Source organism: Pseudonocardia sp. Ae717_Ps2 (genome assembly GCF_001932475.1).
Lineage (GTDB): Bacteria > Actinomycetota > Actinomycetes > Mycobacteriales > Pseudonocardiaceae > Pseudonocardia.
The window spans coordinates 2,786,407-2,813,391 of sequence record NZ_MCIS01000001.1; the positions used below are offsets into that span (position 1 = coordinate 2,786,407).

The 26,985-nt window shown below is 74.5% G+C and carries 26 protein-coding genes; 13 read left to right on the forward strand and 13 right to left on the reverse strand.

Annotated features, from left to right (window positions below; all coding sequences use genetic code 11):
* Positions 1-13: 13 nt before the first annotated feature.
* Together Ae717Ps2_RS12945 and Ae717Ps2_RS12950 are read left to right on the forward strand one after the other, a co-directional pair.
* Complete coding sequence (locus Ae717Ps2_RS12945) at positions 14-667, forward strand: antibiotic biosynthesis monooxygenase (protein WP_075311789.1); 654 nt, start codon at positions 14-16, stop codon at positions 665-667.
* A gap of 53 nt (positions 668-720) precedes the next feature.
* A complete protein-coding gene (locus Ae717Ps2_RS12950) occupies positions 721-4,137 on the forward strand; it encodes an arabinosyltransferase domain-containing protein (protein WP_075333435.1) in 3,417 nt (1,138 codons plus the stop codon).
* A 37-nt stretch (positions 4,138-4,174) separates the two neighbouring features.
* On the opposite strand, the gene Ae717Ps2_RS12955 is transcribed toward Ae717Ps2_RS12950, so the two are convergent.
* Positions 4,175-4,681, reverse strand: a complete 507-nt coding sequence (locus tag Ae717Ps2_RS12955) for an Lsr2 family protein (RefSeq protein WP_075333436.1) — start codon at positions 4,679-4,681, stop codon at positions 4,175-4,177.
* A gap of 65 nt (positions 4,682-4,746) precedes the next feature.
* The gene (locus Ae717Ps2_RS37330) at positions 4,747-4,899 is read right to left on the reverse strand and encodes a hypothetical protein (RefSeq protein ID WP_158071494.1); all 153 of its coding nucleotides are present in this window, start codon (positions 4,897-4,899) and stop codon (positions 4,747-4,749) included.
* 145 nt (positions 4,900-5,044) lie between these two features.
* Here Ae717Ps2_RS37330 and Ae717Ps2_RS12960 point away from each other — a divergent pair, with 145 nt between their 5' ends.
* Both Ae717Ps2_RS12960 and Ae717Ps2_RS12965 read left to right on the forward strand, forming a co-directional pair.
* Complete coding sequence (locus Ae717Ps2_RS12960; RefSeq protein WP_075306353.1) at positions 5,045-5,521, forward strand: GNAT family N-acetyltransferase; 477 nt, start codon at positions 5,045-5,047, stop codon at positions 5,519-5,521.
* 189 nt (positions 5,522-5,710) lie between these two features.
* Complete coding sequence (locus tag Ae717Ps2_RS12965; protein ID WP_075306352.1) at positions 5,711-6,190, forward strand: hypothetical protein; 480 nt, start codon at positions 5,711-5,713, stop codon at positions 6,188-6,190.
* A gap of 3 nt (positions 6,191-6,193) precedes the next feature.
* Here Ae717Ps2_RS12965 and serA read toward each other — a convergent pair whose 3' ends face one another.
* The 3 genes from serA to Ae717Ps2_RS12980 form a co-directional block, all read right to left on the reverse strand.
* Complete coding sequence (serA, locus tag Ae717Ps2_RS12970; RefSeq protein WP_075306350.1) at positions 6,194-7,393, reverse strand: phosphoglycerate dehydrogenase; 1,200 nt, start codon at positions 7,391-7,393, stop codon at positions 6,194-6,196.
* A 186-nt stretch (positions 7,394-7,579) separates the two neighbouring features.
* Entirely contained in the window at positions 7,580-9,088 is a 1,509-nt protein-coding gene (locus Ae717Ps2_RS12975; protein WP_075333437.1) for a glycosyltransferase, read from the reverse strand.
* A 302-nt stretch (positions 9,089-9,390) separates the two neighbouring features.
* Positions 9,391-9,615: a hypothetical protein gene (locus Ae717Ps2_RS12980; protein ID WP_075306346.1), complete on the reverse strand. Its 225-nt coding sequence runs from the start codon at positions 9,613-9,615 to the stop codon at positions 9,391-9,393.
* A gap of 222 nt (positions 9,616-9,837) precedes the next feature.
* Between Ae717Ps2_RS12980 and Ae717Ps2_RS12985 the strand changes: the two genes are divergently transcribed.
* Positions 9,838-10,230 carry a VOC family protein gene (locus Ae717Ps2_RS12985; protein WP_075306344.1) on the forward strand — a complete coding sequence of 131 codons (393 nt, stop codon included), beginning with the start codon at positions 9,838-9,840 and terminating at the stop codon, positions 10,228-10,230.
* A gap of 10 nt (positions 10,231-10,240) precedes the next feature.
* Here Ae717Ps2_RS12985 and Ae717Ps2_RS12990 read toward each other — a convergent pair whose 3' ends face one another.
* Positions 10,241-10,468 carry a DUF3072 domain-containing protein gene (locus Ae717Ps2_RS12990; RefSeq protein ID WP_075306343.1) on the reverse strand — a complete coding sequence of 76 codons (228 nt, stop codon included), beginning with the start codon at positions 10,466-10,468 and terminating at the stop codon, positions 10,241-10,243.
* A 113-nt stretch (positions 10,469-10,581) separates the two neighbouring features.
* Between Ae717Ps2_RS12990 and ligD the strand changes: the two genes are divergently transcribed.
* From ligD to Ae717Ps2_RS13020, 5 genes are all read left to right on the forward strand, one after another.
* The gene (gene ligD / locus Ae717Ps2_RS40340) at positions 10,582-12,555 is read left to right on the forward strand and encodes a non-homologous end-joining DNA ligase (protein ID WP_198932176.1); all 1,974 of its coding nucleotides are present in this window, start codon (positions 10,582-10,584) and stop codon (positions 12,553-12,555) included.
* 5 nt (positions 12,556-12,560) lie between these two features.
* Positions 12,561-13,328: a glycerophosphodiester phosphodiesterase family protein gene (locus Ae717Ps2_RS13005; RefSeq protein WP_075306341.1), complete on the forward strand. Its 768-nt coding sequence runs from the start codon at positions 12,561-12,563 to the stop codon at positions 13,326-13,328.
* Positions 13,329-13,392: 64 nt separating this feature from the next.
* Positions 13,393-14,706 carry an MFS transporter gene (locus tag Ae717Ps2_RS13010; protein ID WP_075333438.1) on the forward strand — a complete coding sequence of 438 codons (1,314 nt, stop codon included), beginning with the start codon at positions 13,393-13,395 and terminating at the stop codon, positions 14,704-14,706.
* Positions 14,707-14,946: 240 nt separating this feature from the next.
* Positions 14,947-15,288: an RNA polymerase-binding protein RbpA gene (locus Ae717Ps2_RS13015; RefSeq protein ID WP_020627709.1), complete on the forward strand. Its 342-nt coding sequence runs from the start codon at positions 14,947-14,949 to the stop codon at positions 15,286-15,288.
* A 114-nt stretch (positions 15,289-15,402) separates the two neighbouring features.
* Positions 15,403-17,157 carry a DUF885 domain-containing protein gene (locus Ae717Ps2_RS13020; RefSeq protein WP_075306338.1) on the forward strand — a complete coding sequence of 585 codons (1,755 nt, stop codon included), beginning with the start codon at positions 15,403-15,405 and terminating at the stop codon, positions 17,155-17,157.
* A 26-nt stretch (positions 17,158-17,183) separates the two neighbouring features.
* Here the strand turns inward: Ae717Ps2_RS13020 and Ae717Ps2_RS13025 are convergent, their stop codons facing one another.
* From Ae717Ps2_RS13025 to Ae717Ps2_RS13045, 5 genes are all read right to left on the reverse strand, one after another.
* Entirely contained in the window at positions 17,184-17,960 is a 777-nt protein-coding gene (locus tag Ae717Ps2_RS13025) for a polyprenol monophosphomannose synthase (RefSeq protein WP_075333439.1), read from the reverse strand.
* Between the two features lie 224 nt (positions 17,961-18,184).
* Positions 18,185-18,991, reverse strand: coding sequence for a PIG-L deacetylase family protein (locus Ae717Ps2_RS13030; RefSeq protein WP_075306334.1), 807 nt, complete (start codon positions 18,989-18,991; stop codon positions 18,185-18,187).
* A 305-nt stretch (positions 18,992-19,296) separates the two neighbouring features.
* Complete coding sequence (locus Ae717Ps2_RS13035) at positions 19,297-19,491, reverse strand: PspC domain-containing protein (protein ID WP_075311787.1); 195 nt, start codon at positions 19,489-19,491, stop codon at positions 19,297-19,299.
* A 139-nt stretch (positions 19,492-19,630) separates the two neighbouring features.
* Positions 19,631-20,758: a Xaa-Pro peptidase family protein gene (locus Ae717Ps2_RS13040; RefSeq protein WP_020622649.1), complete on the reverse strand. Its 1,128-nt coding sequence runs from the start codon at positions 20,756-20,758 to the stop codon at positions 19,631-19,633.
* Positions 20,759-20,887: 129 nt separating this feature from the next.
* Positions 20,888-21,742 carry a GAF and ANTAR domain-containing protein gene (locus tag Ae717Ps2_RS13045; protein WP_075311786.1) on the reverse strand — a complete coding sequence of 285 codons (855 nt, stop codon included), beginning with the start codon at positions 21,740-21,742 and terminating at the stop codon, positions 20,888-20,890.
* A 70-nt stretch (positions 21,743-21,812) separates the two neighbouring features.
* On the opposite strand from Ae717Ps2_RS13045, the gene Ae717Ps2_RS13050 reads away from it, so the two are divergent.
* Together Ae717Ps2_RS13050 and Ae717Ps2_RS13055 are read left to right on the forward strand one after the other, a co-directional pair.
* Positions 21,813-22,778: a 5'-3' exonuclease gene (locus Ae717Ps2_RS13050; RefSeq protein WP_075306332.1), complete on the forward strand. Its 966-nt coding sequence runs from the start codon at positions 21,813-21,815 to the stop codon at positions 22,776-22,778.
* Complete coding sequence (locus Ae717Ps2_RS13055; protein WP_198932177.1) at positions 22,775-24,133, forward strand: M20 family metallopeptidase; 1,359 nt, start codon at positions 22,775-22,777, stop codon at positions 24,131-24,133. The genes Ae717Ps2_RS13050 and Ae717Ps2_RS13055 overlap by 4 nt, the downstream gene beginning before the upstream one ends.
* Before the next feature lie 21 nt (positions 24,134-24,154).
* Here the strand turns inward: Ae717Ps2_RS13055 and Ae717Ps2_RS13060 are convergent, their stop codons facing one another.
* Entirely contained in the window at positions 24,155-24,757 is a 603-nt protein-coding gene (locus tag Ae717Ps2_RS13060) for a helix-turn-helix domain-containing protein (protein ID WP_233147542.1), read from the reverse strand.
* 66 nt (positions 24,758-24,823) lie between these two features.
* Between Ae717Ps2_RS13060 and Ae717Ps2_RS13065 the strand changes: the two genes are divergently transcribed.
* Positions 24,824-25,600, forward strand: coding sequence for a cyclopropane-fatty-acyl-phospholipid synthase family protein (locus Ae717Ps2_RS13065; RefSeq protein ID WP_083702356.1), 777 nt, complete (start codon positions 24,824-24,826; stop codon positions 25,598-25,600).
* Between the two features lie 119 nt (positions 25,601-25,719).
* Here Ae717Ps2_RS13065 and Ae717Ps2_RS13070 read toward each other — a convergent pair whose 3' ends face one another.
* Positions 25,720-26,985, reverse strand: a complete 1,266-nt coding sequence (locus Ae717Ps2_RS13070) for a GNAT family N-acetyltransferase (RefSeq protein WP_075333440.1) — start codon at positions 26,983-26,985, stop codon at positions 25,720-25,722.

Genomic DNA, 26,985 nt, shown 5'->3' on the forward strand with positions numbered 1-26,985 from the left:
CACCATGGCCGGCATGTCCACCGACACCCACGACCGGGCCGACGGCACCACCCCCGCCGCCGCGTCCGCTCCCGCACCGGCCGGCGGCGACCCCGTCACGGTTTCGTTCACCCGTCGCGCCGACCCCGGGCACGCCGCGGAGATGACGGCCTGGATCCGCGCCGGCCTGCTCATGGCCGAAGGGTTCCCCGGCTTCCTCGGCGGCGGCTGGGTCCGCAGCCGCGACGGCTCCGACGAGTGGCACATGCTGGCCCGCTTCGATTCCCCGGAGTCACTCGGGCGATGGGAGGCCAGCCCGGAGCGTCGCTGGTGGCTCGGTTCCGCCCAGGGCCTGGCCGAGATGACCCGGGCCGAGCGCCGCACCGGCATCGAGGGCTGGTTCGACCAGCCCGCCGCGGTGGAGACCGCGGGCCCGCCCCAGATCACCCCGCCGCGCTGGAAGCAGGCGACGACGATCTGGCTCGTCTTCTTCCCGATGAACCTGCTCGCCACGGTGACGCTCGGCGCGCTGCTCGCGGACTGGCCCGTCGTGCCGCGGCTGGCGGTGACGACGATCGTCCTGACCCCGATCATGGTGTACGTGATGCTGCCCTGGATCACGCGGGTGCTGGGGTGGTGGCTGCAGGGCCGTCGGTTCCGCGACCGGCACCACGTCCCGGTGGGCTGATCACCCCTGGGGGCTCCCCGGATCACGCGGAGCGAGGCCGCTACCGTCGTTCGGTGCTCACCTCCGAAGCGACGGTCGCCGCGCCGGCTCCGGTCGACACGCTCCGCGACCGTCGACGCCTGCGCTGGGCGGGCCGGCTCGGCCTCCTGGCGTTCGTGCTCGCCGTCGCGGTGCCCTTCCTGCCCGTGGTGCAGCACACGACCACGATCGTCTGGCCGTCGGCCGCCACCGGCACCGCCGACGTCAACTCGCCGCTGGTCGCGCTGCGCCCGGAGACGATGTCGGTGGTCGTCCCCGCCGACACGATCCGCAGCCTCGACGACCGCACCGACGGCACCGCCACGGTGCTGTCCACCGTCCCGCCGGAGTCGCCGGAGGGCGCACGCTCCGGGATGGTCCTGACCGTCGCCGACGGCCAGCTCGCGCTGGTCGACCGCGGCCAGCAGCTCGCCACGGCGCCGCTGCGGGCCGGCCCGTCGGAGGTCCGGATCACCTCCGAGGGCACGTCGACGACGATCGACCTGGGTGCCGGGGCGCAGACGTTCGAGGGGGACCTGCGGCCGCAGGTCGTGGGGATCTACTCCGACCTGGACACCGAGCTCGACCCGACCTCGGGCACCGCGGTCCGGATCACCCCGGACACCCGCTTCGACACCAGCCCCTCGGTGTGGAAGACCGCCGCCACCGCGGTCGCCGCGGTGGCGTTGCTGGGCTCGCTGCTCGCGCTGGCCGGGGTCGACCGGCACCTGGGGCGCAGCCCGCACCGGGCGGGCCGCGACGCCATCGGCGGTCTCGCCGGCCGGTGGCCGCCGCGGCTGCGTCGCTGGTGGTCCCGCGCCCGGCCGCGACCGATCGACCTGATCGTCACCGTCGTGCTGGTCGGGTGGGCCGCGATCGGGGGCCAGACCTCCGACGACGGGTTCACCCTCGGCATCGTGCGCGACGTCCCGACCTCGGGCTACGTCGGCAACTACTACCGCTGGTACGACGCCGCGGAGGCGCCGTTCGGCTGGTTCTACGACCTCTACGCGCTGTGGGTGCGGGTCTCGGACTCGCTGCTCTGGTTGCGGCTGCCCTCGGTGCTGATGGGGATCATGGCCTGGTGGCTGGTCTCCCGCGGCCTGCTGCCGCGCCTGGGCCGTCAGGCCCGCCGCTCCCGCGCCGCCACCTGGGCCGCGGGGATGGTGTTCCTGGCGTTCTGGATGGCCTACAACTCCGGGCTGCGTCCCGAGCCGGTCGTCGTCGTGTGCTCGCTGCTGGCGCTGGTCTGCGTGGAGCGGGCGCTGGCGCTGCAGCGGCTGCTCCCGATCGCGCTCGGCCTGTTCGCGGCCTCGATGGCGGTCGGGGCGAATCCGGCAGGGCTGATCGCGATCGCGCCGTTCATCGCCGGTGTGCGCCCGCTGTGGCACCTGCTCGCGGCCCGGATCCGGACCGTCGGCGCGGTACCGGTGCTGGCGCCGCTGCTGGCCTCGGGCACCGCCATCCTGATGATCGCCTGGGCCGACCAGAGCTGGGCAGCGGTGATCGACTCCACCCGGCTGCGGTCCGACATCGGGCCGGACTGGCCCTGGTACACCGAGATCGCCCAGCGCTACGCGCCGTTGTTCGAGGGGCTCGCGGACGGCTCCATCGCCCGCCGGTTCCCGATCCTGCTGGTCATCCTGTGTCTGCTGGCCTGCGTGGTCGTGCTGATCCGGCGCGACCGCATCCCGGGCGCCGCGCTCGGGCCCGCCCAGCGCCTCATCGGCAGCACCGTGATCGCGCTGCTGATCTTCGCGTTGACCCCGACGAAGTGGACCCACCACTTCGGCGACCTCGTCGGCCTGGGCTCCGGCATGGTGGCGCTGGCCGCGATCGCCACCGGCTCGGACGTCCTGCGCTCGCTGCGCAACCGGCTCGCGTTCCTGTCCGCGGTGTTCCTGGTGGCGGCGCTGTCCGCGGCCGGGCCGAACCTGTGGTGGTACACCAACAACTGGGGCGTGCCGTGGGCCGGTGAGCAGGTCACGGTCGCCGGCTACGAGCTCTCCACGATCCTGCTGCTCGTCGCGCTCCTGCTGGCCGCGGGCGCCGGGGTCGAGCACCTGCGCGGCATTCGCGAGCAGCGCCACCCCGACCAGCTCGCCGGCGTCGAACGGACGCTGGGCCGGATCCCGCTGGTGGGCCGCTGGGTCCGGGCCCGGGACTGGCGCCGCGACGCGTCCTCGGCGCTGCGAGCGACCCGGCGGCTGCGGCTCACCTCCGCGCCGCTGGCGGTGCTGTGCGGGCTGCTCGTCACGTTCAACGTGTGGTCGATGGTCTCGGCGATCCAGGACCGCTCCGGCACCTGGACGATGGGCGCCGACGCGCTGTCGCACCCGTTCGGCGGGTCCTGCGGGCTCGCCAGCCAGGTGTTCGCCGAGCGCCGGCCCGTCGACGGTGTGCTGACCCCCGCCCCGGAACCGACCGGGATGGCCGCACCGGCCCGCCCCGGGCTGCTGCCGACCGTCGCCCCGCCGCCCCCGCCGGGGGAGCCGACCGCGACCCCGGCGCCGCTGCCGCCGGGTGTCGTCCCGGCGAACAGCCCCGACGCCCAGCTGCTCGACCCGAACAGCGGGGGCAGCGGCTTCGTCCGCAACGGCATCCCGCCGACCGGCGGCGGGACGGGGGCGTCCGGGTTCGAGTACGTGCTGTCCGGCGGCCTGGGCAGCGACGCGGCGCCGGCGTACGGCAGCTACCTGCCCCACGGCGACCGCAACACCGGCACCCTGCGCACCCCCTGGGTGCTGCTCACCGCCGAACAGCGCGCCGGCAGCACGCCGTTGGTCGTGACCGCGGCCGGGCGCCTGGGCAACGGGAACCGGCTGACCATCCAGTACGCGACGCGGCTGTCCGACGGGCGGGTCCGCGTGGTCGAGCAGACCACCCTCGACGACGGGCGGGTGGAGGAGATGCCGTGGCGCGAGCTGCGGTTCGACCTGCCCGAGACCGCCCGCGCGGCGACCGAGGTCCGGATGGTCGTGCAGGACAACTCGCTCGGGGCGGACGGGTGGCTGGCGGTCGCACCGCTGCGCGCGCCGCAGCTGGCGCCGCTGCCGCAGGTCGTGGGCAACCAGCCGATGTTCCTGGAGTACCCGGTGTCGCTGGCCAGCCCCTGCCTGCGCCCGTTCCGGACCTCCGGCGGGATCGCCGAGGTCCCGGCCTACCGGTTGCAGGCCGACGGCAGCCAGATGCGCGGCGACGGCGAGGGCTGGTCGTCCCCGCAGGCCGGCGGCCCGCTGGGCTGGATCACCGTGATCGGCAAGCAGACGGAGCTTCCCACCTACCTCGAGGGTGACCCCGGCCGGGACTGGGGGAAGGTGCAGGCAATCCAGCCGTACCGGCCGAACGCGGTCGCGCCGACCCTGGAACGTCGCGACGTCGACCGCTCCGGGCTCTACAGCTCCGGTCCGCTGCCGGCGCCGCCGCCGGGCATCCCGTCGCCGAGCCGGTGACGGGGCCCCGGGCCGTCGGGGGCCCGGGGGAGCGGGATCAGCCGCTGAACTCGACCGCGGGTGGCGCGGAGGGCTTCCTGCGCTTCGCGGGCGCCTCGGCCCGGGTCTCGGCCTCGGGGGTCGCCTCCGGGACGGCCTCGGCAGCGGGCGCCGGCGTGGCGGTGCTCGCCGCGCCGCCGTCCTGGGCCCGCCGGTGGGCCTCGACGACCTCGGACGGGATGCGGCCCCGCTCGGACAGCGTCCAGCCGTTCTCCCGGGCCCAGGCGCGCACCGCGCGGTTGTGCTCGCGGGTTGCGGTGTCCGAGCCGCTCGCACCGCTGCGTCGGGCGGACTGCGCGGGCACTCCCGCATTGCGTCCGGTGCGCGGGGACCCCGCGGCGCGCGCGACCCCGAGGAACGGGGCGAGCGCCTCCCGCAGCGCCGCGGCGTTGTCCGCGGTCAGGTCGATCTCGAACCGGCGACCGTCGAGCCCGAAATCGACGGTCTCGGCGGCGTCGCCGCCGGTGATGTCGTCGACCAGCCGGATCGTCTCGACCTTCGCCACTGCAGTTCCTCCCGGTTCGCCGTCCCGGATTCACCCGGGGTCGCCGGAAGCATAACGACGAGGCTTCAGGAACCGTGGGCGCCCGGTCGGGCGGAACGCCGGACCTCGCGTGACCGGATCACGCTCGGCCTGGTCGGGCGCACGTCGCGGAGCCTCCCGATCAGGACGGCGAGGGCGATCAGGACAATGACCAGCACTACTGCGACGACTGCGCTCACGATGTTCTCCTCGCCGGTCGGTACGCGGCCGCCCGCCGCCGGTGAAAGTGCGATGCACCGACGATAGGAGCGTGCCGAATGGGTCGGCGCGGTATTTGAGCAATTCTTGAGCAGGGTCGGCCGGGGAAGGACAGGGACGGTACACATGGAGATCGACACCGACGACCTGTCCGGGGCGGAGGTCCAGGGGTTCCTCGCCGGGCACGTCGCCGACATGCACGCCCAGGGGCTGCCGGAGAGCACACAAGCCCTGGACCTCGACGGGCTCCGCGGGCCCGGGGTGACCCTGTGGGTCGCCCGCGACGACGACGGCTCCCTGCTCGGCTGCGGCGCGCTGAGCACGTTGGCAGCCGGGGCGGTGCCCGAGCACCCGGCCGCGGAGATCAAGTCCATGCGGACGGCCGAGCACGCCCGCGGTCGCGGTGTGGGCGCCGCGGTGCTGACCCGGCTGCTCGACGCGGCGCGTGAACGCGGACACCGGGCGGTGTACCTGGAGACGGGCTCGGGGGAGTACTGGACCCCGGCCCGGCGGCTCTACGAGCGTTCCGGCTTCGTCCGCTGCCCGCCGTTCGCCGACTACCCGGTCGATCCGTTGAGCGCGCACTACCGGCGCGAGGTGTGATCGGGCCGTCATGTGATCCCGCTCTCGCCCGGCTGCGAGATGTGATCTAGAATGCTCTACGAGTCGTAGAACACGGCGCCGACGCCGGACCGTTCGAGGGTCCTCCCACCCGGGCGTCGGGCCCCACCGCGCCGCCTCAGCGCCGGAGGTCCGTCCCGGGGCGCGGGGACGGGAATGAGGGCCACGGGAATGACGGTCGAAGCGCGTCTGGTCAACGCCGACCTGCGCCGCAAGCGTTCGGTGGATCTGGCACAGCTGATCCACGAACGACACGGGGGACCGGTCACCGCGCTGCGCGCGGGACTGCTGGCCTACCCCTACCCGCAGCCGGTGCCCGACTGGCACCGCGTGCGGACCGTCGTCCCGGCGATGCGGGGGGCTGGCGAGCTGACGCTGGTGGCCTCGACCGCGCCGGACACGAGCTCCCCGGCGACCGGTGTGGGGATCTGGGAGCTCGCCGTCACCGGGTCGGAGCCGCTGGCGCGCGGCGAGGCCGAAGGCTGGGCACGGGCCGTGTTCGGGTACCGCTGCGCTCCGCTGGTGTACCGACGCCGGACGGGCGGGTTGTTCCACCGCCCGACCGGCGTCGAGTTCGTCGTCTTCCACGGGGTGCACGGTCCGATGCACCCCTCCGACGTCGAGGAGTACGGCGCGAACGCCTGTGCGTGAGTCTCAGAGCCGGAAGGAGCGCAGCCAGACGGTCTGCGCGGCCCGGCGGAGCGCCGACAGCACGTCCTCGGGCAGGACCTGGTCGGTGTCGGTCAGCACGTAGCCGAGGTCGCCGCCGGTGGACAACGCCTGCCCGACGACGTTGACGCCGGCGTCGGCCAGCAGCCGGTTGATGTCGGCGAGCACGCCAGGGGTGCTCGTGTGCAGGTAGGCGGTCCGGAACACCCCGGGCGGGTTCGGGGCGCTGACATTGGGCAGGTTGACCGACAGGGGAGTGGCGCCCAGCTGCACGAAGTCGAGCAGCTTGCGCGAGACGAACGCCCCGATGCCCTCCTGCGCCTCCTGGGTGGATCCGCCGATGTGCGGGGTCAGGATCACGTTGTCCAGGCCGCGCAGCGGCGAGTCGAACTGGTCACCCTGGGCCTTGGGCTCGACCGGGAACACGTCGACGGCGGCTCCGGCGATGTGCCCGGACAGGATGTTCTCCCGCAGCGCCAGCTCGTCGATGACCATGCCGCGCGAGGCGTTGATGAACATCGAGCGGGGCTTCATCCGGGCGAACTGCTCGGCGCCGAACAGACCTGCGTTGCCGGGGCGGCCGTCGACGTGGATGGAGACGACGTCGGACTCGGCCAGCAGGGCGTCCAGGCTCGGCATCCGCCGGGCGTTGCCGTGGGCGAGCCGGTCGGCGGTGTCGTAGAACACGACCTGCAGGCCGATGGCCTCGGCCATGTTGGACAGCTGGGTGCCGATGTTGCCGTACCCGACGATGCCCAGGGTGCGGCCGCGGATCTCGTGGGCGCCCTTGGCCGACTTGTCCCAGACGCCCTCGTGCATCCGCTGGGTCTTCTCGGTCAACCGTCGCGCCAGGACGACGATCTCGCCGATGACCAGCTCGACGACGCTGCGCGTGTTGGAGTACGGCGCGTTGAACACCGCGATGCCGCGCTCGGCGGCCGCGGTGAGGTCGACCTGGTTGGTGCCGATGCAGAAGCAGCCGACGGCGAGCAGATCCTTCGCGGCGTCGAGCACCTCGGCGGTGATCGTGGTGTTGGAGCGGATGCCGAGCAGCTGCACACCGTCGAGCGCCTCGCGCAGTTCGTCGCCGCTGAGCGACCCGGGTCGGGTCTCGACCTCGAAGCCGTCGCGTCGGAACGCCTCGGCGGCGCCGGGGTGGATGTTTTCCAGCAGCAGGACCTTCACGTGTCCAACCTAGGACGCCGGGTGGGGCGCGGGGGTATCGGGGCCGGGGGAGCGGGGGGGCGAGATGCCGGGATGCCCGGACGTTCGAGGCGTCCTTGCAGACGAGGGGCCCGCCGAGCCGCTCGAACGTCAGCATCCATCGGCGGTGCTCGCGGTCGACGACGCGGGATGGCAGGCCCTCGGAGGTCATGCGGGGCAGGCGTGCCCCCGCCAGCTCGTGGCGGCGGCGACCCCGACGCCCTTGGCGCGGGTGCCCCACGAGGTGGAGCGCAGTGTGGCCAGCGACCAGAGCCGCAGGGGGAGCAGCGCGAGGACGTGGATCATCCCGTAGAGCGGGGCCATGAGGAACACCCCGGTCTGCACCCACCAGGGGCGGCCGGCGCGCCGCACCGAGAACATGTGCACCGAGCGGGCGTACCCGGCGAGGACGACCCACACGAGGTAGTCGATCCAGTGGGCCTCACCGGTCATCGCCGGGAGGATGAACAGCGCGAGCACCAGGCCCGCGGTGAACCCCACCCAGGACACGGTCTCCAGCAGCGTCAGCCACCACGCGGCCCGCTTCGGGCGCAGGTTCGTCAGCGCGAACAGGCTCTCGCGGAAGAAGCTGCGGCCCCACCGGACCTGCTGCCGGATGAGGTGGCCGCCCTTCTCGGGGACGGCGGTGCGGGCGACGGCGCGGTGCGCGATGACGACCCGGCCGTGCAGCAGGGACAAGTTGGTGAGGTGCCGATCGTCGCCGTAGGAGCAGGTCTCGCCGAGGAACTGCTGCCCGAGGAACTCGTCGGTGCGCTGCTTCACGATGTCGGCCCGCCAGAACGCCAGGCTGCCGCACACGCACAGCACCGACCCGAGGCGGGAGTAGGCGGCCCGCTCGTACAGGAAGGCGTTGACGTACCGCAGGTCCAGGAGCTGCGGGAGCAGGCCCTTGTCCTGGTTGAGGGCGACCACGGTGCCGGTGACCGCGGCGGTGCGCGGGTCGGAGAACGGGGCCAGTCCCTCGCGGATCGCGGACGGCTCCAGCACGGTGTCGGAGTCCACGCACACGAACACGTCGACGTCGTCGACGAGCTCGCGGAACGCACGGCCCATCGCCTCGCGCTTCCCCGCGTTCTCCTGGTAGATCACCTTCGCCCACGGGCGGGTCGACGCCCACTCGACGGCGTAGTCGTAGGCGGACCGGTCGGGGGAGCCGTCGTCGATGATCCGGACGTAGGTCGGCTGGTGGGTCTGGGCCTCGATCGATGCGAGCGACCGCGCGACGATGGCGGGGTCCTCGTTGTAGATCGGGACGACCACGCAGACCCGGGTGGTGTCGGGCGCCGGCGTCCAGCGTGGCGGGCGCAGCAGCGACAGCACCAGCTTGCCGCCGAGCAGCACACCGACGGCGGCGCCGTAGTAGGACCACGACGGGACACCGCGCCACCAGAGCCACGCGGCGGCGGCCGCGAGGATGACGAGGAACAGGGTCAGCACGAGCCCGCGGCGTGGGGCGACGACGACCTCGTCGGGCTGCACGGGCGCCTTCGGGCGACGCGACGTGAGCTGGATCGTGGGGAGGTCGAGCCGCGCAGTCGGCGGGTCGAGTTCCGCAACACGCTGCTCGGGGAGAACGTGCGGGATGACCTCGGCGCAGGTCACCCCGGTCTCGGGAGCATGGGGGATGAGGCGCTCGGTCGGGTCGTGCAGGATCACGGAATGTGGTGCCTTTCCAGGGGCGCGGGGCCACGCATCACCTGGTGGAGGCGTGACCGGAGGGCCTGGGGCCGCCCTCACTGTCACGTATGTCGCCCGTACGGGTGAGAAGATTGCTTCGTCCGATGTAACTCATCAGAACTGACTAGATACGGTGCGTGCTCGAGAAGGAGGGCGCCCCACGCACAACGCTCGGCTGGAAACTCCAGCCGAGCGTCTGCGTCAACTGCTGTCCGCCTGACCCGCCAGCGGTGTTGCAGCGACCTCTTGAATCCGCCTTCCCGGGCGGGGGCCGCTTCGTTCTACTCGCCGCCCATCGCTTTCCGGGCGTCGGGCGTCTGCTGCTGCGCGTCGTCCTCGACCTTCTCCACGGCCTCGGCCAGCTCCTCGCGAAGGCGGTCGACCCTCGCCTGGAGACCCGCCACCCGCGCCTGTCGCCGCCTGCGAATGATCAACTCGCCGATCGACAGCACGGCAACGACGCCGACCACTGCCGCGGCGACGATCCACCACTCCGAGAGCATCACGCGCCCGCCTTCCCGGTCCCATGGCACGCCGGGCACCGGCTGGACACCAGGGCGGCCGTGCCGACGCCACCCACGAACGCCTGCCTGAACTGGGCGCGCTCGCCGGTGCCATGGCAGTCCTAGCAGATCGGGCGACGGGGCGCCGGGGTGGATCCGCAGCCCCTCCTCGCAGCACTCGAACTGTCATAACGTGCATTATCGGCTCAGCACTAAGATGTCCCGGTGACTGCCGCCATCCATCATCTCGAACTCTGGACCCGAGACCTCGCCGGGACGGCGCCGTCGTTCCACTGGCTCCTCACCGGGCTCGGCTGGACCCTGCGTGGCGACGACTGGGACCACGGACGGATCTGGACCCATCCGTCGGGCGTGTACGTCGTCCTGGAGCAGTCGCCCGCCGTCCACGGCGTGCACGACCGCATGCGGCCGGGCCTGAACCATCTGGCCCTGACCGTGCCCGGTCGTGCCCGGCTCGACGCGCTGCGGGCGGACTGCGCAGCGCACGGGTGGTCCGAGCTGTTCGGCGAGACCTACCCGCACGCCGGCGGCCCGGACCACACCGCGCTGTTCCTGGAGAACGCCGAGGGCTTCGAGGTGGAGCTCGTCGCGCCCTGAGCGGACGGTGTCAGTTCCCGCGGCCGGTGACGTCCTGCAGCTCGTCGATCCGCTTCGACGCCTCGGCCTTGGTGAGCCCGTCGAGGTCGTCCGGGGCGTCCTGCCCGGCCTGCTGCAGCAGCGTCTCCAGGTACGACCGCTGCGGGCCGGTCATCGGCTCGTCGCCGGTCGTCCAGTCGGCGGGGTCCTTCTCGGCCGCACCGGGGTCGACGGCGTCGGTGCTGTGGTCGTTGGTCATGGGTCGAACATATCTTCGACCGCCACTCCCCGCACGTCGAGCCGTCCCGCCGTCACCGGAACTGTCATAACAAGAACCCGGCCGGTGTCGGTGCCGGTCACTACGCTGCCGTCGTGCCCCTGGACGAGTACCGCCGCCGGCGCGACCCGCGGCGCACGCCGGAGCCGGTGCCCGAGCACGACGCCGGCCCGCCGGGCGCCGTGGGCAACCGGTTCGTCGTCCAGGAGCACCACGCGACGGCGCTGCACTGGGACCTGCGGCTCGAACGTGACGGTGTCCTGGCGTCGTGGGCGGTGCCCAAGGGGCTGCCGGAGGACTCCGAGACCGTCCGGATGGCGGTGCGCACCGAGGACCACCCCCTGGAGTACCTGGAGTTCTCCGGGGAGATCCCGCGCGGCGAGTACGGCGGCGGCAGGATGGCGATCTGGGACCACGGTCGCTACGACACCGAGAAGTGGGACGACCGCGAGATCGCGTTCGTCCTGCACGGCGAGCGGGTCCGCGGCCGGTTCGTGCTGCTGCACCGGAGTTCCGGCGGCCGGAAGGACGGCTGGCTGCTGCGTCGCACCCGGGACCAGCCCGACGGCATGGGCGCCGGCGGCGACCCGCTCCCCCACGACGTCGTCCTGGCCGTCCCCCGGTCCGCCGACCGCCTGCCCACCGGGGACGATTGGACGGTCCGCCCGGTCTTCGGTGGCCGGCGGGTGCTGGTGCGGTCCGACGGCGGCCGGCTCACCCTGCGCCCGGTGGACGCCGAGGGCCGCCCCGGGGAGGCGTTCGACCCGCCGGGCGCGCTGCGGGGCCTGGGGCCCGCGCTGGGCGCCGGTGGGCACCTGCTCGACGCCGAGCTGACCGACCGGGGCGAGCTGTGGGTCGCCGACGTGCTGCACACCGGTGGCCGCGACGTCCGGGCCCTGCCGGTCGAGCAGCGGAGGGCACTGCTGGAGGAGCTGCCGCTGGACGGGCCGCACCGGCGCGCGGTGCCGTCGTACCCGAACGCGGGTGCCCGGCTGCTCGACGCGGTGCGGGACCAGGGGCTGCCCGGGGTGGTCGCCGTCCGGGCCGGTTCCGGGTACCCCGAGGGCGCGGGCGACGACTGGCGGGAGGTCCTGGTGGACGGCGCGAGCCGGAAGGCGGCCCGGCGCGGGTCTGCACAGCGCGGGTCTGCACAGCGCGCGGGGTACGGGCGGGCGGCGCTGTCCAACCCGGACAAGGTGCTCTACCCCGCCACCGGCACGACCAAGGCCGACGTGCTGGGGCACTACCTGGCCGTCGCCGAGGTGATGGTGCCGCACATCGAGGCCCGGCCGGCAACGCTGAAGCGCTGGCCGGACGGGGTGGAGGGGCAGTCGTTCTTCGAGAAGAACGTGGCCCGGCACGCCCCGGACTGGCTGCGCACCGCCCGCGTGGGGACGCCCGGCGGCCGGTCGGAGTCCGCCGACTTCGCGGTGCTCTCCGACGCCGAGGGGCTGGCCTGGGCGGCGAACCTCGCGGCGCTGGAACTGCACGTGCCGCAGTGGCGGCTCGGCCCGCGCGACGGGCGTCGGCCGCCGGACCGGGTGGTGTTCGACCTGGACCCGGGCGAGGGCACGACGATCGTGGACTGCGCCCGGGTGGCGCTGTGGCTGCGGGACCTGCTCGACGATCACGGTCTGCCGGTGTACCCGTCGACGTCGGGCGGGAAGGGGATGCAGCTCTACCTGCCGGTGCGGGTCACCGACCCGGAACGGACCAGCGGGTTCGCCCGTGAGGTGGCCGAGCGGCTGGCGCTGGAGCACCGGCGGGAGGTGATCGCAGTGATGACCCGCGCGCGTCGCCGCGGGAAGATCTTCGTCGACTGGAGCCAGAACGCCACCGCCAAGACCACGATCGCCTCCTACTCGCTGCGCGGGCGCGAGCGCCCCACGGTGGCGACCCCGCTCACCTGGGCCGAGGTCGAGGGCTGTCGCGAGCCCGCCGACCTGGTGTTCACCCTCGACGACCTCCCCGCACGGCTGGACACCCACGGGGACCTGATGCGTCCCCTGATCGACACCCAGGGTTTCGTGCTCCCCCGTGGTGGGGTGATCGGGCAGGTGCCAGGCTGACCGCCGTGCACCACCCGTACCTCGACGGTCCGCACCCGCGCGCCTACGCCCACCGCGGTTGGCACGTCGGGGAGCTCGCAGGTTGCGAGAACACCGTCGCCGCGTTCACCGCCGCCGCCGACCACGGTCTGCGCTACGTCGAGATGGACGTGCACGCCAGTGCCGACGGGGTGCCGTTCGTGCACCACGACCCGACGCTGGACCGCACCACCGACGGCACCGGCCGGATCGACGCGCGCCCCGCAGCGGAGCTCGACACCGTGCGGGTCACCGGGGCACAGCGCACCGAGCCGCTGCCCCGGCTGGCCGGGGTGCTCGCCGCGCTGCCCGGGGTGCGGGTGACGATCGAGCTGAAGTCGGCCGAGGTCGTCGCGCCGACGCTGGCGGTGCTCGACGCCGCCGACGCCTGGGACCGGGTGTGCCTGGGCTCGTTCTCCGCCCGGTGGCTCAACGTCGCCCGGACGCTGGCCGGGGCGCGGCTGTGCACGTCGATGGGGCAGGCCGAGGTGGTCGCGCTGCGGGCCCGCGCGTGGGGTGTCCCCGGCCGGCTGCTGCCGTCGCCGGCGGGGGTGTTCGCGCAGGTGCCACCGGCGTTCGGGCCGATCCCGGTGGCCTCGGACCGGCGGTTCGTCGAGGCGGCGCACCGGGCCGGGCACGAGGTGCACGTGTGGACGGTGGACGAGCCCGATGAGATGCGACGGCTGCTGGCCCTCGGGGTGGACGGGCTGCTGTCCGACCGGCCGGACCGGCTGCTCGACGTCGTCGGGAGCTGACCGGGGTGGGCGTCTGCGTAGATGATCGGAGGCCGGGTCCCGCGGGCGTCGATACGCTCGCGCCGTGACCGCCTCGACCGTCCCGACCGCAGAGCCGGCCCCGCCCCGCCGATCCCGGGTGTGGGCCTGGGGGCTGTGGGACTGGGGTTCGTCGGGGTTCCAGCACATCGCGCTGACCTTCGTGTTCTCGGTGTACCTGACCGACGCGGTCGGGGCGGACCTGCCCGGCACGGTCAGCGCGAACAGCTGGCTGGCCTGGTCGACGGCCGCGGCCGGGGTGCTGATCGCACTGATGGCGCCGGTGATCGGGCAGAGCGCGGACCGGACGGGCCGGCGGGTGCGCGCGACCGGGTTGTGGACGGCACTGGTCGTGCTCTGCATGGCCGGGATGTTCGCCGTCCGCGACGACTGGTCCTACCTGTGGCTGGGTCTGCTGCTGCTGGCCCTGGCGTCGATCTTCGTCGAGCTGGCGTACGTGTCCTACTACGCGCTGATGGCGCAGGTGTCGACGCCGGCGACGGTCGGGCGGGTGTCGGGATTCGGCTGGTCGCTGGGCTACATCGGCGGGATCGTGCTGCTGCTCGCGGTGTACGTGTTCCTGCTGTCCGGCGACGGCGGGCTGCTCGGTGTCCCCACCACCGACGGCCTCGACGTGCGGATCGCGGTGCTGGTGGCGGCGGTGTGGTTCGCGGTGTTCGCCGCGCCGATGTTCCTCCTGCTGCCCGAGACACCGCCGGCGACGCCGGACGCGCCGAAGCTGGGCGTCGTCGGCTCGTACCGCAGGCTCGTGGCCGACCTGCGCGAGCTGTACCGGACGAGCCCGCACACCGTGTACTTCCTCGGGGCGAGCGCGCTGTACCGGGACGGCCTCAACGCGGTGTTCGCCTTCGGCGGGGTCCTCGCCGTCACCGTGTACGGCCTGGAGCCGGGACAGGTGCTGATCTTCGGCGTGGCGATCAACGTGGTCGCGGCGCTGGGCTGCGTGGTGGGCGGCCGGCTGGGGCCCAAGGCCGTGGTCGTGGGGTCGCTGGCCGGCAGCGTCGCGGTGGGCGTGGTCCTGCTGTTCGTGTCCGGTCCGACCATGTTCTGGATCTTCGGGCTGGTGCTGGGGCTGTTCGTGGGGCCGGCGCAGGCGTCGTCGCGGTCGTACCTGCTGCGGGTCAGCCCGGCGCGGCAGGAGGGCCAGCTGTTCGGCCTGTACGCGACGACCGGGCGCGCGGTGTCGTTCCTGGCGCCGGCGCTGATCGGGGTGTTCACCTACGCGTTCGGCTCCGACCGGGCCGGGACGGTCGGGATCGTGCTGGTCCTGGCGGCGGGACTGGTCGCGCTGCTGCCGGTGCGCTCCCCCGACCGTGCACCGGTCCGGTCCGCCGTGTGAACACTCGTCGACGTCGACGTGAGCACCATCACACATGGCTGACACGTCACATCAGAGTGTGTAGATGGCGGCGATAGGGAACACTGGTCAATCGGGCGCAGAGCGGGTTACCGCGAGGTAACTCGAGCGGTCCGTTCTGCCCTGCCGCCGGAATATCCTAGCTCTACGCACGTTACACCCGGTGGCGGAGACGTAACCGTCGAGGTGCTCCCTCGACATCGCGCTACAGGAGGGTGACGCATGGCCGACCGCGTTCTGCGTGGCAGCCGGCTCGGGGCTGTCAGCTACGAGACGGACCGCAACCACGACCTGGCGCCGCGGCAGATGGTCCGTTATGTGTCCGAGTCCGGCTACGAGTTCCAGGTGCCGTTCGCGAACGACGCCGAGGCTCCCGCGACGTGGGAGTCCCCGCAGGGCGGCGTCGGTCGTCGGGTGGACGGGACCGAGCCGGAGCAGAAGAAGCAGAAGCCGCCGCGTACGCACTGGGACATGCTGCTCGAGCGCCGGTCGATCGCCGAGCTCGAGGAGCTGCTCGACGAGCGCCTGGAGCTGCTGCGCGAGCGGCGCGCCGAGATCGCCTGATCCCGGCCGCGCCACAGGCACATACCGGACCACCGCCCGGTGACCGCGGTGATCATGGAGCCCGGACCCCTCAGGGGGTCCGGGCTCCATGGCGTCCGGGCATGATGACCGGCGATGAACGACACGCAGACCGGGACCCACCGCACCGCACGCCCCAGCCGGGCGGTCCGGGACCTCGCCGACGACCACGTCCGGCGCCTCACCGAGCTCGACCCGATCCTCGCCGGTGAGCTCGGCGGTACCGCGCGGCAGGACGAGCTGCCCGACCTGTCCCCCGACGGCACCGCCGCGCTCGTCGCCGTCTGCCGGGAGACCCTGGACCGGCTGGACGCCACCACGGGCGCACGGGAGCCGGCCGACCCCGACGAGCGTCGCTGCGCGCGGCTGCTGGGCGAGCGTCTCGGCGCCCAGCTCGACCACCTGACCTCCGGGGAGCCCCTGCGCGCGGTGCAGGAGCTCTTCGGCCCGCTGGCGACCCTGCGGACCGCGTTCACCCTCATGCCCGTCGACGGCGACGAGGACTGGGCCACCGTCGCCGCGCGGATGACCCGGGTCCCCGAGGCACTCGCCGGGTACCGGGCGTCGCTGGCGGAGGGATGCCGTCGCGGGCTGTTCGCCGCGCCGCGCCAGGTCGTGCGGGTGACCGAGCAGATCGACGCCTGGAACCGCGACGCGGGCGGCCGCGGCTGGTTCGCCGCGTTCGCCGCGGAGGCCTCCGTCGGTGACGCCGTGCGCGCCGACCTGGACCGCGGCGCCCAGGAGGCGACGACCGCGCTGGGCGAGCTGCGGGACTGGCTGGCCGCGGAGTACCTGCCCGCCGCCGCGGGGACCCCGGACGGCGTGGGCCCCGACCGGTACCGGATCGCGAACCGGTTCTGGAACGGCGCCGACATCGACACCACCGAGGCCTACGAGTGGGGCTGGTCGGAGTTCCACCGGATCCGCGCGGAGATGGCCGTCGAGGCCGCGCGGATCGTGCCCGGCGGCAGCGTGCGCGAGGCGATGGAGCTCCTGGAGACCGACGGGGGCACGACCGGGGTCGTCGTCGGTGGGGAGGCCGCCCGGGCGCACCTGCAGAAGATCATGGACGAGACGATCGCGGAGCTCGACGGCGTCCACTTCGACCTGTCCGGCCGGCTGCGGGAGGTCGAGTCACGGCTGGCGCCCGCGGGGAGTGCGACGGCGCCGTACTACACACCGCCGGCGCTGGACTTCTCCCGTCCGGGCCGCACCTGGCTGCCCCGGAGCGAGGACGACCGCTACCCGCTGTGGGACCTGATCAGCACCTGGTACCACGAGGGCGTCCCGGGTCACCACCTGCAGCTGGCGTCGTGGGCGGTGCGCAGCCGGGAGCTGTCGACGTTCCAGACGTCGCTGGTGGGCGCGGTGAGCGCGGACGTGGAGGGCTGGGCGCTCTACGCCGAGCTGCTGATGGACGAGCTGGGCCACCACACCGACCCGGGCTCGCGGCTGGGCTACCTCAACGCGCAGATGCTGCGCGCGGTGCGCGTGGTGATCGACCTGGGGATGCACCTGTCGCTGCCGATCCCCGACGACTCCCCGGTCGGGCCCGGTCTGCGGTGGACCCCGGAGCTGGGACGGGAGTTCTTCGGCCGGCACGTCGGCGGCGGGGACGCGATGGCCGACTCGGAGCTGCTGCGCTACCTCGGCGGTCCGGCCCAGGCGATCGGCTACAAGCTCGGTGAGCGGGCCTGGCTGACCGGGCGGGAGCGGGCGCGGGCCGCGCACGCCGCGCGCGGCGAGGAGTTCGACCTGGCCGCGTGGCACGCCGCCGCGCTCGCGCAGGGCACTCTGGGTCTCGACGACCTGGTGCCGGAGCTGGCGGCGCTGCCGGCAGCGCGCGCCTGACGGCGCACCGGGGCGCCGCGCGCGGCTCAGCCGTGTGTGGCGCCCTCGGTGACCGGGCCCGCGGGGTGCTGGGGGATGTCGCGGCCGAGCCGGTGCGACAGCCCCCAGCAGGTGACCCGCCACAGCGCCTCGGCGACGATGCCGCCGCTCATCTTGGAGGCGCCGCGCTCACGCTCGGTGAAGGTGATCGGGACCTCGCGGACCCGGAATCCGGCCTGCAGCGCCCGCCAGGCCATGTCGACCTGGAAGCAGTAGCCCTGCGAGGCGACCGAGTCCAGCTGCAGCTGCTCGAGCACCGTGCGCCGGTAGACCCGGTAGCCGCCGGTGATGTCCCGCAGCGGGACACCGAGCGCGAGGCGGGAGTAGAGGTTGCCGCCGCGGGAGAGGACCTCGCGGTGCCAGGGCCAGTTCACGACGCGCCCGCCGGGCACGTAACGGGAACCCAGGACGACGTCGGCGTCGGCCAGCGCCGCGAGCAGCGCGGGGAGGTCCTCGGGGGCGTGCGAGCCGTCGGCGTCCATCTCGACGACCACCTGGTGCTCGCCGGTCAGCGCGTGCCGGAAGCCGTCGAGGTAGGCGGCGCCGAGGCCGTCCTTGCCGGAGCGGTGCAGGACGCTGATCCGCTCGTCGGCGGCGGCGAGGGAGTCGGCGAGCTCGCCGGTGCCGTCGGGGCTGGCGTCGTCGACGACGAGGACGTCGGCGTCGGGCAGCGTGGCGTGCAGCCGCGCGACGGCGGGACCGAGGTTCTCCCGCTCGTCGTAGGTGGGAACCACGACCAGGACCGGGCCCGGCGGTTCGACCATGCTCGTCCTCTCCCCCGCCCGATCGGTGTCGACCGGACGACCCTACCCGTACGGACCGCACCTGTTCGGTCACCGCTCGTCGTGCTGTGGCCGAGCGCGGTCGTGCGGACAGCGTAGTGGAGCGGTGCGATCGCCCGACGCGGTGGCTTCTGCCACGGAACCGGACAGGGGATCGCACCCGGGCCCGGACGCGGTCGGTGCCGGGGCAGGGACGGGGGCGGCGGTCAGCGGGTCCCGGCGAGCAGGTGGGCGTTGCCGAGCGCCTCCAGGACCCCGCCGCCGACCCGGCCGCCGGTGTTCTCCCCGGGGAGGAACCACTCGTAGCCGTAGGTGGCGGCGAAGCTCTCCTCGTCGACCGAGCCGGGCGCGATCTGGCTGGCGTGGGCGAGCATCGCGGCCCGCTTGACGGCGAGCTCGGCAGGCCCGCCCCCGACGGCGACGGCGATCTCCGCGGTGACCCGGCCGTAGCCGACGCCCGCGGCGTGCGCGGCGCCGTGGACGAGGTGCCGGTCGCGCGCGGCCAGCGCCAGGTGCTCGCGGTCGACGGTCATCCGGTAGCCGTGGGCACCGGTGAGCGAGCAGGCGATGGCGCCCGCGGCGTGTGCGGCGCGGTGGTCGGGGTGGCCGTAGATGCCGGCGTCGTCGTCGTGCAGGACGGTGCCGGCGCCCTCGGCGTCGACGATCTCGGCGACGGCGCGGCCGAGCGCGACCGGGTCGGCACCGGCGAGTGCCTGCGGGTGGCGCAGGCCCTCGCCACCGGGCAGGCCGGAGTCGCGGTGCCCGAGCAGCACCAGCCGGTGCACGCCGAGCAGCGCTGCGGCGTCGGCGAGCTCGCGGCGGCGGCGTTCGGGAACGGTCTCGCCGGGCTCCAGCGGGAGCCGGGAGCCGCCGAGGTCACCGCCGGTGGCCATGACGAGCACGACGCGGGCGCCGGCGTCGGAGAGGCGGCGCAGGGTCAGGCCGGTGAAGATCGACTCGTCGTCGGGGTGGGCGTGGAGGGCCAGGACGGTCTGGCCGGAGAGGGTGTGCACCTGGTGATCGCTTCGCGTGCGGGGCCGGGGTGGCCGGTACGGACGTCGGTCCGGAGCGGGTCGGTACCCGGGCGGCGGGAGCGGTCCACGGACGGTGAGCCGGGACGGCGGTGTCAGCCGCGCGGGGACGGACCCCGACGACAGCGACACGCGGCGGCACGCACGGGGCGCGCGGCGGCGGTGGCGGTCGTCGGGTCGATCACGCGGGAGATGATGGCAGGGCCGCCGTCGCGGGTCCACACCGGGTCCCGCGACGGCGCTCACAGCGCTCGGTCAGAGCTCGGTCAGCCCTCGATCGGCGCTGGTCAGACCGTGCTCTTCGGCATGATCAGCCAGAGCGCGAGGTAGATGACGAACTGCGGGCCGGGCAGCAGGCAGGACAACACGAACAGGAACCGCACGGTGTTGCGGCCCAACCCGAAGCGGTCGGCCAGCCCGGCGCACACCCCGGCGATCACATTCCCGTTGCGGGGACGGACGAGGCGCTGGGACACGGGCATGTTCACGGGTGCTCCTTGGTGGTGCGGATCGGACCTCCCCCACCTTGGCACCACCGGGCCCCGGCGCGCTCGGGGAACACCCCGACGGTGACCCCGAACGCACCCGGAGACCCTGCAGAGGCGGCGCTACAGGACGGCGCTACAGGACGACGAGGTCGCGGGCGGTGGTGTTGAGCCGCTCCACGCCGTCGGCGGTGACGACGACGATGTCCTCGATCCGGGCGCCCCACCTGCCGGCCTGGTAGATGCCGGGCTCGACGGAGAAGGTCATGCCCTCGGCGAGGACGAGGTCGTTGCCGTCGACGATGTAGGGCTCCTCGTGCACGTCGAGCCCGATGCCGTGCCCGGTGCGGTGGATGAAGTGCTCACCGTGCCCGGCGGCGGCGATGTGCTCGCGGGCGGCGCGGTCGATGTCGGCCGCGGTGGCGCCGGGCCGGACCGCGGCGACGGCGCGCTCCTGGGCCTCCTGCAGCACCGCGTAGGTCTCCTTGACCTCCGCGCCGGGCTCGCCGCCGACGGCGTAGGTGCGGGTGCAGTCGGAGTTGTAGCCGCCGGGGAGCGGACCACCGATGTCGATGACGACGACGTCGCCGGGCTCGATCACGCGGTCGGAGACGTCGTGGTGCGGGCTGGCGCCGTTGGGTCCGGATCCGACGATGACGAACGCGGCCTCGGTGTGGCCCTCGGCGACGATCGCGGCGGAGATGTCCGCGCCGACCTCGGCCTCGGTGCGGCCGGGGCGCAGGAACTCGCCCATCCGCCGGTGCACCCGGTCGATGGCGGCGCCGGCCTCGCGCAGGCGATCGATCTCGGCCGGGTCCTTGCGCATGCGCAGCTCGCGCAGCACGGTGCCGCCGAGGTACTGCGGGACGTCGGGGAAGGCGTGACGCAGGCCGAGGACGTGGCGGGCGGGCATGTCGTCGTCGACCGACATCCGGGTGGGACCGCCGGCGAGGTCACTGACCAGCAGGTACGGGTCCTCCCCGTCGGTCCAGGTGACCAGGTCGATGCCGAGGGCCTCCAGCGGCACATCCGCGAACCCCGGCGCCTCCAACGACGGGACGACGAGCGCGGGCGGCGCCCGGTGCCCGGCGGCCGGGACGATCAGACAGGTGAGGCGCTCGTGCGAGGACCCGTCGAACCCGGTCAGGTAGCGCAGGTCGGTTCCCGGGGTCAGGAACAGCACGTCGGAGCCCTGCTCGGCGGCGTGCTCGCCGGCACGGCGCAGCCGGTCGGCGAACAGCTCGGTGGGGACGGCATCGGTCATGACCGTGAGCGTAGGCGGGCACGGGGGGTACACGACCGCCACCCGGAGCACCGCGGCGTGGACCGGGCGGCGGCCGGAGCGCGGCCGGACGCGCTGCGTGACCGGACGCCCGCGGAGCCGGTCGGCGGGTCAGTCGGTGTCGAGGGCGGTCGGGTGCGCGGTGACGGTCCCGGCGAGCTCGACGAGCTTGACGTTCAGGTCCTGGGAGGTGCGGCGGAGCACGTCGAAGGCCTCGTCGGCGGTGAGTCCGCGGCGCGCCATCAGGATGCCCTTGGCCTGGCCGATCACGTCGCGCGAGACGATGGCCTGGCGCAGCTGGGTCTCCTGGAGCGCGGAGCTGGACACGGCGACGCAGGTGGCCAGGGCCAGCGACGCGTGCGTGGCGAGCAGCATGAGGCGGTCGCGGTCCTCGGGGGTGAACGCGTGCCGCTCGGTGGCGTAGACGTTGAGCGCGCCGGGCAGCCGCGGCGGCTCGGCGTTGGGGATGAGCGAGACCGCCAGCACCGAGTGGTAGCCGTGCCCGACGGCGGCACGGGCGAAGTCGGTCCAGCGGGTCTCGGTGGTGAGGTCGTCGGCGGAGGCCAGCGCGGGGCCGTCCGCGCGGGCGGCCTCGACACAGGGTCCGAGGCCACTGGCGTACTGGGCCTCGTCGATCGACGAGGCGGCGGGGTCGGTCTCGACGGGGGTGTGGAAGCGGCCGTCCTCGTCGCGGAGGGTGACGCTGACCATGTCCGCGCCGGGCACGACCCGGCGGACCGCCGCGACGATCCGGGCGAGGACGTCGGCGACCGAGCCGGAGGCGAGCAGGGCGGTGGTGAGGGCGGTGAACTCGCGGGCGAGCGGACCGGTCTCGGCGAGGGCGGCCTCGGCGGGCCCGCCGCGCTGCTCGGCGGCCACGAAGAGGGCGCGCTCGGCGCTCCAGTCCTCGTCTCCCGCGGCGGCCGCCGCAGGTCCGCTGCTCGTAGTGGTTCCGCTGTTCTCCACGACCACATTCTGCACGGTCCGGCCGGGTCCGGCGCCCACCCGGGTACGGCGACGGTGCCAGACTCTCGGCATGAGTGAGCGCCCGCTGATGCTGCTGGACTCCGCGAGCATGTACTTCCGTGCCTACTTCGGCGTCCCGGAGAGCGTCACCGCCCCGGACGGGACGCCGGTGAACGCGGTCCGCGGGTTCACCGACATGATCGCGCGGCTGGTCACCGAGCACCGCCCGGCGCGGCTGGTTGCCTGCCTGGACCTGGACTGGCGGCCGGCGTTCCGGGTGGCGGCGCTGCCGTCGTACAAGGCGCACCGGGTGGAGGCGGGCCGGGCCGGGGACGAGGTCCCGGCCGGGGTGGCCGAGGAGGTGCCGGACACGCTCGCCCCGCAGGTGCCGCTGATCATGGAGGTCCTGGCGGCGGCCGGGATCGCGACCGGCGGGGCCGCGGGCTGCGAGGCCGACGACGTGATCGGGACCCTGGCCCACCGCGAGGCCGTCGACCCGGTGCTGGGGGTGTCCGGGGACCGGGACCTCATGCAGATCGTGCGCGACGCCCCGCCGGTGCGGCTGCTCTACATCGGCCGCGGGCTGAACAAGGCCGAGAACCTGGGCCCGGACGACGTCGCGGCGAAGTTCGGGGTGCCCCCGGAGCGGGCCGGTGCCGCCTACGCGGAGATGGCGATGCTGCGCGGGGACCCCTCCGACGGGCTGCCCGGCGTGCCCGGGGTCGGCGCGAAGACCGCGGCGACGCTGGTGGGCCGGTTCGGCTCGTGGGCGGAGCTGCTGGCCGCCGTCGGCGACGGCGACCCCCGGATCGGCGCCGGGCCGCGGGCGAAGCTGGCCGCGGCGCGGGACTACCTCGACGTCGTCGAGCCGGTGGTGCGGGTGCGGACCGACGCCGAGGTGGACCTCAGCCGCGACGACGTGCTCCCGGTGGCGTTCGCCGACCCGGACCGGCTCGACGAGCTGGCGGCGCGGTGGGGTCTGGAGTCCTCGGTGGGGCGGCTGCGCAAGGCCCTCGACGCGGCGGCGTCGTCGTGACCCGCCACGACCAGCACGACCATGACCACGACCACTGCCTGCCGGTCCCGCCGTCGTCGGCGTACGACGAGGCGGTGGCCCGGGAGACCGCGGTGCGCGCGGCTGCGGCCGAGCCGATCACCTCTCCGTACGACGGCGCCCCGGCCGCGGTGCGCGAGGCGGCGGCGTCCGCGGTCGACGGGCTGCGGGACGAGCTGCTGGCGCTGTCGCACGACCTGCACGCCCACCCCGAGACCGCGTTCTCCGAGCACCGCTCCGTCGCCGCGGTGGCCGCGCTGCTGGCCGGGCACGGGATCGACGCGGCCGTCGGCGTGCACGGGCTGGACACGGCGCTGCGGGCGACCCTCGGCTCCGGGGAGGGCCCGACGGTCGCGGTGCTCGCCGAGTACGACGCGCTGCCCGGCATCGGGCACGCCTGCGGGCACAACGTGATCTGCGAGGCGGCGGTGGGGGCGTTCCTGGCGCTCGCGCGGGTGCTCGCGGCGCACCCGGTGGGCGGCACCGTGGTGCTGCTCGGCACACCGGCCGAGGAGGGCGGCGGCGGGAAGGAGACGATGGCCCGCGACGGCGCCTTCGACGGCGTCGACGCCGCGGTGATGCTGCATCCGTTCGCCCACGACATCGCCGACCACCCGTTCCTGGGGCGCCGGCAGCTCGAGGTGACCTACCACGGGGTGGCCGCGCACGCCTCGGCCCAGCCGCACCGCGGCCGCAACGCCCTCGACGCGGTCGTCATGGGGTACCAGGGGATCGCGATGCTGCGCCAGCACATCCCCGACGGGGACCGGGTGCACGGTGTCGTCGTCGACGGCGGGCAGGCACCCAACGTCGTCCCGGAGCGGGCGGCGGCGCGCTACTACCTGCGCTCGCAGCACCCGGAGACGCTGCGGGACCTGACCGCCCGGGTGGAGGCGATCGTGGTCGCGGCGGCGGCGATGACCGGCTGCGGTCACACCCTGGACTGGGACCCCCGCCCGCCGTACCTGCCGATCCGGCACAACCGGACCCTCGCCGCGCGCTGGGCGGTGGCCCAGGCCGGGCGGGGGCGCACGGTGTACCCGCGCGGGGTGGTGCCGGAGTCCGAGACCGGGTCGACCGACCTGGGCAACGTCTCGCTGCGGGTGCCCTCGATCCACCCGATGATCGCGATCGCCGAGCCGGGCACCGCACTGCACACCACCGGGTTCGCCGAGGCCGCGGCGGGCGCGGCCGGGGACCGTGCGGTCCTCGACGGAGCCGCCGGGCTGGCGACGGTGGTGGCCGACCTGCTGCACGACGCGGCGCTGCGCGAGGCGGTCGCGGCGGAGTTCGCCGAGGCGGGCGGCCCGGTGGACGTGCCCGCGTTCTTCGAGTGAGCCGTTCTCCCCGGGTGGGGCTCAGTCGTCGGTGCTGCCGGGACGGCGGTCGCGGGGCGCCGCGCGGGTGTGGATCTTCTCGCCCTGCGGGCCGAACAGGCTGAGCAGCTCGACGGCGCGGTCGCGGTCGGCCGAGCCGAACCAGTGCGGGACGTGGGTGTCGAACTCGGCGGCCTCCCCCGGGCCGAGCACGACGTCGTGCCCGCCGAGGACCAGGCGCAGCCTGCCGTCGAGGACGTAGAGCCACTCGTAGCCCTCGTGCACCCGCGGGTCGGGCTCGTCGCCGCGGAACGGGATGACCATCTTGAACGCCTGCAGCCCACCGGGCCGCTCGGTCAGCGGCACGACGGTCATCCCGTTGGCCCGGCGCGGCCGCAGCCGGACCCTCGGGTCGCCGACCGGTGGGGCGGCGACGAGCTCGTCGAGCGGCACCTGGTGGGCGGCCGCGATCGGCAGCAGCAGCTCCAGGGTCGGGCGGCGCCCGCCGGACTCGAGCCGTGACAGCGTGCTCACCGAGATGCCGGTGGCCTCCGATAGGTCGGCCAGGGTCATGCCCTGCGCGGTGCGCAGCCCGGCCAGCCGGGGGCCGACGCCGGCCAGGGTGTCCGCGATCGCCTCGTCCACCCGGGCAGTTTGCCACTTCGGCAACGAGCTTTGCCAGCTCCGCGTCGTGGCGCGCACGCTGGTGCCATGACGCCCTCCCCCACGGACCCGTTCGGTGCCGCCTCCGAGCGCCGGGTCGCCGCGCTCGTCGGCGGCGACCCGCACGGGCTCACCGCCGGCACCGCTGCACCCCGCACACCCACTCCCTCTTCTGCACCCACCCGAGGAGCCACCGTGACCGAGGACCGCTGGTCCGCGGCGTTCTGGGACACCCACTACGCCACCCGCCCGCAGCTGTGGAGCGGCGACGCCAACGCCGCCCTCGTCGCCGAGGCCGCGGACCTGCCGCCCGGGCGGGCCCTCGACGTCGGCTGCGGGGAGGGCGGCGACGCGGTCTGGCTCGCCGCGCGGGGATGGCGGGTGGATGCCGTCGACGTCTCCCCCGTCGCGCTGGAGCGGGCCCGGGCCGCCGTGGCACGGGCCGGGGTCACCGACGCGGTCACCCTCACCGCGACCGACCTGCGCTCCGACCCGCCCGCCGCGGGCGTCTACGACCTGGTCACCGCCCAGTTCCTGCACCTGCCCCCGGACGTGCGCCGCCCGCTGTACGCCGTGCTCGCCGACGCCGTCGCGCCCGGCGGGACCCTGCTGCTGGTGCTGCACCACCCGCGCGACCTGGCCGCGGGGATCCCGCGCCCGCCCGAGCCGGAGATGTTCCCCGACGAGCACGAGCTCGCCGGGGCTCTCGACCCGGACCGGTGGGAGGTGCTGGTCGCCGACGCCCGTCCGCGGCCGGTGACGCTGCCCGACGGGAGCACGGTGACCGGGCACGACGCGGTCGTGCGCGCCCGCCGCCGGGCCTGAGCGCCCCGTCCGTCCCGCCCCGTTCGTCCGCCCCGGCCGCCGGGCCGGTGGCGCCGGATCGGGACGGATCGGGTCGCCGGCGGGGGCAGGAGCTGCCGGATCCGGGTCGCCCGCCGCGCTCAGAAGAACGTGCCACACCACGGGGCCGGGCCGGGCACCGCGAACAGCGCGTCCGCGCGGACCGCCGCTCCGGGGGTGCGCTCGCTCCAGCGCCCCGCCGCCACCAGCGACGACGGCGACCGGTCGCCGAGGAACGCCGCCGACAGCGCGTCGACGGTGCACTCCAGGTCCGGATCGGCGGCCGCGGCGGGCTCGGCGGCGCCGCCGGCGAGGCGCCAGGTGCCGGTGTCGCCGAGGAACGCGTCGTGCACCCGCAGCACGACCGGGTCGCCCGGCCCCCAGGTGCGGGCACTCAGCGCCGCGCCCGGGTCGAGCAGGCGCAGCCACAGGTCGTCGCCGCGCCCGGTGACCCGGTGGGCCCGGGAGTCGGTCAGCATCAGGTCGAGGTCCTCGTCGAGGGGGCGTACCCAGCCGATCACCGCACCGGCCAGGTCGAGACCGGTCAGGAACCGCCACAGCCCGGCCGTCGCGGCGGGCCCGGCGGCCCAGAGCTGCTGCAGGCGGACCTCGTCCGTGGCGCCGGTGGCCAGGTCGCCCTCGGAGACGCCCCACACCACGAACCCGTCGTCGACGCCGTCGGTGCCGGTGTGCACCGCCACGCCCTTGTACTCCCCGGCGGACGGGCCAGCGGGGCGCAGCACCCGCCGCCACCAGCGCGCGGAGCGGGTCATCCCGCCCGGGCGGTGCGCGGCGAGGCGTTCCTGCAGGTCGGGCAGCAGCGCGGTCGCCTCGTCGGGGTCGAGCATCCGCACCGCGCCCCCGGCCGGGGCCTCCGGGCGCCACGTGGCGCCCGTCGTGACCCGGACGTGGTCGCCGCGGGAGGCGACGCCGTAGCCGTAGCGGCCGTAGATGGTGGCCTCCGACGCGCGGAGCACGGCGGCGACGTCGCCGCGGTCGCGGGCCGCTCTCAGCTGGGCGCGCATGAGGGCGGTCAGCCGCCCGGCGCGGGTCCTGTCGGGTCGCACCCCCACGCCGCTGACCGCGGCCGCGGGGATCCGGGTCCCGCCGGGCAGGGTCAGCCGGGTCGGGAAGGAGTACGCGGAGCCGACGATCGCGCCGGAGGGGTCGGTGACGCCGAGCCAGTGCTCTTCGGCGGCCTGGCCGTGGGCCTCCCACGCGTCGTCGGTGATCGGTCCGTGGTGCAGGGTGCCCAGGAACAGGTCGAACGCACGCCGCCGGTCGGCGGGGTCGGTCAGGGTGCGGACCGTGTGCGGGGCGACCGTCGGCGGGGCGGGGTGCGGGGCGAACGGGGCATCGGTGCTCAC

Excerpts from the sequence above, each read along its gene's own strand:
- Ae717Ps2_RS12945 (WP_075311789.1), top strand. The coding sequence starts at position 14 with ATGTCCACCGACACCCACGACCGGGCCGACGGCACCACCCCCGCCGCC.
- Ae717Ps2_RS12960 (WP_075306353.1), top strand. The coding sequence starts at position 5,045 with ATGGAGATCGACACCGACGACCTGTCCGGGGCGGAGGTCCAGGGGTTC.
- Ae717Ps2_RS12965 (WP_075306352.1), top strand. The coding sequence starts at position 5,711 with ATGACGGTCGAAGCGCGTCTGGTCAACGCCGACCTGCGCCGCAAGCGT.
- Ae717Ps2_RS12990 (WP_075306343.1), bottom strand. The coding sequence starts at position 10,468 with ATGACCAACGACCACAGCACCGACGCCGTCGACCCCGGTGCGGCCGAG.
- Ae717Ps2_RS13015 (WP_020627709.1), top strand. The coding sequence starts at position 14,947 with ATGGCCGACCGCGTTCTGCGTGGCAGCCGGCTCGGGGCTGTCAGCTAC.
- Ae717Ps2_RS13020 (WP_075306338.1), top strand. The coding sequence starts at position 15,403 with ATGAACGACACGCAGACCGGGACCCACCGCACCGCACGCCCCAGCCGG.
- Ae717Ps2_RS13025 (WP_075333439.1), bottom strand. The coding sequence starts at position 17,960 with ATGGTCGAACCGCCGGGCCCGGTCCTGGTCGTGGTTCCCACCTACGAC.
- Ae717Ps2_RS13035 (WP_075311787.1), bottom strand. The coding sequence starts at position 19,491 with ATGCCCGTGTCCCAGCGCCTCGTCCGTCCCCGCAACGGGAATGTGATC.
- Ae717Ps2_RS13040 (WP_020622649.1), bottom strand. The coding sequence starts at position 20,758 with ATGACCGATGCCGTCCCCACCGAGCTGTTCGCCGACCGGCTGCGCCGT.
- Ae717Ps2_RS13050 (WP_075306332.1), top strand. The coding sequence starts at position 21,813 with ATGAGTGAGCGCCCGCTGATGCTGCTGGACTCCGCGAGCATGTACTTC.
- Ae717Ps2_RS13065 (WP_083702356.1), top strand. The coding sequence starts at position 24,824 with ATGACGCCCTCCCCCACGGACCCGTTCGGTGCCGCCTCCGAGCGCCGG.